The 5,120-nt window shown below is 69.9% G+C and carries 5 protein-coding genes and 2 pseudogenes; 3 read left to right on the top strand and 4 right to left on the bottom strand.

The annotated features are described in order from the left end of the window. The 3 genes and pseudogenes from QM569_RS09395 to QM569_RS09385 form a co-directional block, all read right to left on the bottom strand. Positions 1–183: pseudogene (locus QM569_RS09395) on the bottom strand (ammonia channel protein); the annotation flags it as partial. 31 nt (positions 184–214) lie between these two features. Beyond that, complete coding sequence (gene glnK, locus QM569_RS09390; RefSeq protein WP_414986969.1) at positions 215–553, bottom strand: P-II family nitrogen regulator; 339 nt, start codon at positions 551–553, stop codon at positions 215–217. Between the two features lie 26 nt (positions 554–579). Continuing rightward, complete coding sequence (locus tag QM569_RS09385; RefSeq protein ID WP_414986968.1) at positions 580–1,314, bottom strand: TorF family putative porin; 735 nt, start codon at positions 1,312–1,314, stop codon at positions 580–582. 217 nt (positions 1,315–1,531) lie between these two features. Between QM569_RS09385 and QM569_RS09380 the strand changes: the two genes are divergently transcribed. Both QM569_RS09380 and pssA read left to right on the top strand, forming a co-directional pair. Next, on the top strand, positions 1,532–3,076 hold the full coding sequence (locus tag QM569_RS09380; RefSeq protein WP_414986967.1) for a YifB family Mg chelatase-like AAA ATPase: 1,545 nt from the start codon (positions 1,532–1,534) through the stop codon (positions 3,074–3,076). A 70-nt stretch (positions 3,077–3,146) separates the two neighbouring features. Next, positions 3,147–3,767: a CDP-diacylglycerol--serine O-phosphatidyltransferase gene (gene pssA / locus QM569_RS09375; RefSeq protein WP_414986966.1), complete on the top strand. Its 621-nt coding sequence runs from the start codon at positions 3,147–3,149 to the stop codon at positions 3,765–3,767. Positions 3,768–3,847: 80 nt separating this feature from the next. Here the strand turns inward: pssA and QM569_RS09370 are convergent, their stop codons facing one another. Further along, positions 3,848–4,765: a DMT family transporter gene (locus QM569_RS09370; RefSeq protein WP_414986965.1), complete on the bottom strand. Its 918-nt coding sequence runs from the start codon at positions 4,763–4,765 to the stop codon at positions 3,848–3,850. Positions 4,766–4,807: 42 nt separating this feature from the next. Between QM569_RS09370 and QM569_RS09365 the strand changes: the two are divergent. Then, positions 4,808–5,120, top strand: a pseudogene (locus QM569_RS09365) (septum site-determining protein MinC); the annotation flags it as partial.

The following is a 5,120-nucleotide window of genomic DNA, read 5'->3' as shown; positions in this document are numbered from 1 at the left end:
CTCGGCGGCGGCAGGGGCCGCAGCCTCGGCAGCAGCGGCGGGGGCCGGTGCGGCAGCCGCAGCGGGCGCAGCCTCTGCAGGAGCGGACGCCGCAGCCTCGGCGGCGGGTGCCTGGGCCAGGACGGCGGAGCCGCCGGACAGCAGGCCCAGCCCCAGGATGAAGGAAGCTAGCAGTTTTTTCATGGCGTTTCTCTTTGGTGTGGTGTGGCCTGGGTTACAGGGCTTCCTTGCCGGTCTCGCCGGTGCGGATGCGCACCACCTGCTCCAGGTGGGTCACGAAAATCTTGCCGTCGCCGATCTTGCCGGTGCGGGCGGCGCCCTCGATGGACTCGATCACACGGTCCACCAGATCGTCCGCGATGGCGGCCTCGATCTTCACCTTGGGCAGAAAATCGACCACGTACTCGGCGCCGCGGTACAGCTCGGTGTGGCCCTTTTGGCGACCGAAGCCCTTGACCTCGGTCACCGTGATGCCTTGCACGCCGATGTCGGAGAGCGCCTCGCGCACCTCGTCGAGCTTGAACGGCTTGATGATGGCTGTCACCATTTTCATTTGGGAGTCCTCCGTGTGCGGATGGCTTACAGGGTCTTGGTCAGGGTGACGATCAGGCGCGACTTGTTGGCGTCGCCGAAGTACGCCTTCTTGTTGGCGCCCACCACGGCGGCACCGACCGACAGGCCGCCACCGAAGTCATACGAGCCGCCCAGGCTGTAGTCCACGTAGTTGGGAACGCCCAGGTCCTTGATGTCGCTGGCAAAGCGGGTAAAGCCCACCGACGCCTTGAGCGTGAGGCTGGGCGCCACTTCCTGCGCGAAGGCCAGGTTCAGGTAGCCGGTGTTGCGGCCCTTCAGGCCCGAGCCCGCCTTGGCGCCGGCCCAGCCGAAGTAGTCCTTGGAGATGGTGTGCGAATACTTCGCCGTCAGGGGGCCGAAAGTGGCCGCGCCGTACAGCTCGGTGGTATTGCCGTTGGCATTGCCGGGGTACACGTAGGTCAGCGCGCCCAGGTCCAGGTCGGCATCGCCCGCCTTGAATTTGTAGCCGCCGTACAGGTCCATTTCCAGCGAATTGCCGGACAGCCAGTCCACGCTGGAGTTCCAGTTGCCGATGTACCAGCCCGTGTCGCCGAAGGCGTAGTCGAAGCCGCCCTGCAGTGCGGGCTTGACGGCCTTGGACTTGCTGAGATCCTGGTCCTGGCCGCGGAACTTGTAGTTGCTGGTCAGGCTCACGTTGGCGGTCAGCTGGGCGCTGGCCAGCAGGGGCAGCGCGGCGGCGATGGCGACGCCCAGGGTCTTGACGATGTTGGCTTGGTTCATGGTTCCTCCGGTTTTGGACAAAGTAGGGATGAGCCCGTCTAAGCATGGACCGTGCCACGGCAACCACGGCTTTCGCGCGCCGTTGCGCCGCGTTACAACGTTCCCGGTACAGTGGCGATGGGCCGCACCGCGCATGCCGCGCGCCAAGTTGGTGCATTGCATGCGGCGCATGCCACCAAAACCCACAAAACGCACCCAACTGGGGAGAAACCGCTTCATGAGTCTTGCTTTGGTGCAAAGCCGCGCCCTTCTGGGGCTGCAGGCGCCGTCCGTCACGGTCGAGGTGCATCTGGCCAACGGCCTGCCCAGCTTCACCCTGGTGGGGCTGGCCGACGTGGAAGTCAAGGAAGCCCGCGAGCGCGTGCGCTCCGCGCTGCAGAACGCCGGGCTGGAGTTCCCCCACAACAAGCGCATCACCGTCAACCTGGCGCCCGCCGATCTGCCCAAGGACTCGGGCCGGTTCGACCTGCCCATCGCCCTGGGCATCCTGGCCGCCAGCGGGCAGATCGACGCCGCGCGGCTGGCGGGCCACGAGTTCGCGGGCGAGCTGTCGCTGTCCGGCGAACTGCGCCCCGTGCGCGGCGCGCTGGCGACCAGCCTGGCCTTGCAGACCCAGGGCATTGCCGCGCAGCTGGTGCTGCCGCCCGGCAGCGCCGAAGAGGCCGCCCTGGTGCCTGGCACGCGCGTGGTGCGCGCCCGCCATCTGCTGGACGTGGTGCGGGCCTTTCTGCCGCCCGGCAGCGATGCAGGCCCTGATGACGGCGGCGAAGGCTGGGCGCCGCTCCAGCCCACGCCGCTGGTCGCAGCCGCCACCGGCCCCGACATGGCCGACGTGAAGGGCCAGGCCGCCGCACGGCGCGCGCTGGAGATCGCGGCGGCAGGCGGCCACAGCGTGCTGATGGCCGGGCCGCCCGGCTCCGGCAAGTCCATGCTGGCGCTGCGCTTTGCCGGGCTGCTGCCCGCCATGGCAGCGCACGAGGCATTGGAGAGCGCCGCCATCGCCAGCCTGGCCGGGCGCTTCAAGCCCGAAACCTTCGGCCAGCGGCCCACGGGCGCGCCGCACCACACGTCCAGCGCGGTGGCGCTGGTCGGCGGCGGCTCGCCCCCGCGCCCCGGAGAGATCTCGCTGGCCCACCACGGCGTGCTGTTCCTGGACGAGCTGCCCGAATTCCCCCGCGCCGCGCTGGAGGCCCTGCGCGAGCCGCTGGAGACCGGCCACATCACCATCGCGCGCGCCGCGCGTCGGGCGGACTTCCCGGCACGCTTCCAGCTCATCGCGGCGATGAACCCCTGCCCCTGCGGCTACCTCGGCTCCAGCCAGCGCGCCTGCCGCTGCACGCCCGACCAGGTGAGCCGCTACCAGGGCAAGCTCAGCGGCCCGCTGCTGGACCGCATCGACCTGCACGTGGAGGTGCCTGCCCTGCCCGCCGACCAGCTCGTGCAGGCGCCGCCCGGCGAGGCCAGCAGCACCATCCGCGAGCGCGTGGCCCGTGCGCGCGAGCGGGCGCTGGCCCGCCAGGGCCAGCCCAACCAGGCGCAGCAGGGCCAGGAGATCGACACGCACCTGCGGCTCGACGAAGCCGCCGCCAGGTTCCTGAACACCGCCGCCGCCCGCCTGGGCTGGTCGGCGCGCAGCACGCACCGCGTGCTCAAGGTGGCGCGCACCATCGCCGACCTGGCCGGGGCCGACGCCACCGAGGCCAGCCACGTGGCCGAAGCCGTGCAGTACCGGCGCCTGCTGCCCGGCGGTCATCCCCATTAGGAGTCGCCGTGCAGCACCATGGCTGCGTGAGCGATCTTCATAATCAGCGAGCAAGCAAGGAGCACCGCCGATGCCATCCACCGTCAAACGCTTTTCGATGATCCGCGAGTTCCACCTGGCGGACTGGTTCACCCTGGGCAACGCGATCTGCGGCGTGGGCGCGTTGTTCTCGTCCATGACCTACCTGGAGACGGGCGACGTGCGCCACGTCTATTTCGCCGCTGCACTGGTGCTGGCGGCGCTGGTGTTCGACGTGCTGGACGGTCGCATCGCCCGCTGGCGCCAGAAAAGCTCGGCCATGGGGCGCGAGCTGGACTCGCTGGCCGACGTGATCTCGTTCGGCGTGGCGCCCGCCGTCATCGCCTACGGCTGCGGCATGCAGGGGCTGTACGACCGCATCGTGCTGGCCTACTTCGTGGCCTGCGGCGTCTCGCGGCTGGCGCGCTACAACGTCACGGCCGAGACGCTCTCGGGCGAGGACGGCAAGGTGCGGTACTTCGAGGGCACGCCCATTCCCACGTCCATCGTGCTCGTGGGTCTGCTGGCCCTGGCCGCGTGGCTGGGCGCAGTGCGCGAGCACCTGTGGTTTGGCAAGGTGCTGGTGGGCGGCTTCACACTGCACCCGCTGGTGCTGCTGTTCGCGGTGTCGGGCTCTTTGATGATCAGCCGCATCCGCATTCCCAAGCTTTGATATGTGTACCGAACGCTATTGAATCAATAGCATATGGCGCTTGATGGATAAGCGCTGGAGGCCAATTTGGCCATAAAAATTCAGCCCCGCTTGCGGTTCACCAGCAGGATGCCCGCCGTCACCAGCGCCAGCGCCACCACCAGCGCGGGCGTGACCGGCTCGCCCAGCCACCACGCGCCGAACAGCAGCGCGAACACGGGCGTGAGGAACACGAACACCGAGAGTTTGGTGGCCGGGTAGTGCGCCAGCATCCACGTCCAGGCCAGGTAGCTCACGAACGCGCCCAGCAGCGCCTGCACCGGCAGCGAACCCCAGGCGAAGCCGCTCAGTTGCAAGGTCCAGGTCTCGCCCAGCGCCAGCGACAGCCAGGGCAGTGCCACCGCGCTCACGCCCACCTGGTAGAGCAACTGCTTGGCGGGCGCCACGCGGGCCAGCGGCGTGGTGCGGATGACGACCGTGGTCAGCGCCCACATCAGCCCGGCGGCCACGCCCAGCAGGTCGCCCGCCCACGCGCCCGGCAGCGCCGCGTTGGCGTGGCCCAGCAGCCCGTCGCCCAGCGCCAGCCCCACGCCCACGAAGGCGGCAGCCAGGCCCAGCCACTGCCAGCCGCGCAGCTGCTCGCCGGGGATGAAGCGCGGCAGCAGCAGCGCCAACCAGAACGGCGATGCGTATAAAAACAAGGTCAACCGCGAGGCCGTGGTGTGCTGCAGGCCCAGGTAGATGCATGCGAACTCGCCCGCGAACAGCGCACCGGCCAGCAGCCCCGCGCGCACGGCGCCCGCAGGCTCGGCCCGGCCCGACAGCGGCACGCCGCGCCACGCGCACCAGGCGGCAATGGCGCCAAAGGCCAGCGCGAAGCGCACGAACGCCTGGAAGATCGGCGCCACCTCGGCCACCGTGGCCTTCACCAGCACCTGCTGAAAGCCCCAGAACATGCAGCAGGCCAGCAGCAGGGTCACGGCCAGGGAGTCGAGGTGGGTCTTGCGCGCGGTGGTCATCGCCCGATTATCGGCACAGGCCCCACGGTACACTTCGCGGCTATGGCCCTTACCACGGCGGCCCAGGCCCGCACCTGCTTTGACCTCAAAAGCGCCTCGCTGCCCGTGGTGGCCGTGGTGCTCAAGACCACCGACGCCGCGCAGTTCGCCGCCGACCTGGCCGCCCGCGTGGCAGACGCCCCGGGCTTCTTCGACGGCGACCCCGTGCTCATCGACCTGGGCGCCGTGAAGGACGCCCAGGCGCCCATCGACTTCGCCGCCCTCGTGGCCGCGCTGCGCGCCCACGACACCCTGCCCGTGGCCGTGCGCGGCGGCAGCCCCGCGCAGATGGATGCCGCCCGCGCCGCGGGCCTCG

Origin of the sequence: Acidovorax sp., assembly GCF_047607405.1 — a bacterium.
GTDB lineage: Bacteria > Pseudomonadota > Gammaproteobacteria > Burkholderiales > Burkholderiaceae_C > Acidovorax.
The sequence above is the reverse complement of the archived record's forward strand: the minus strand, read 5'-3'. Positions and strand labels throughout refer to the sequence as shown.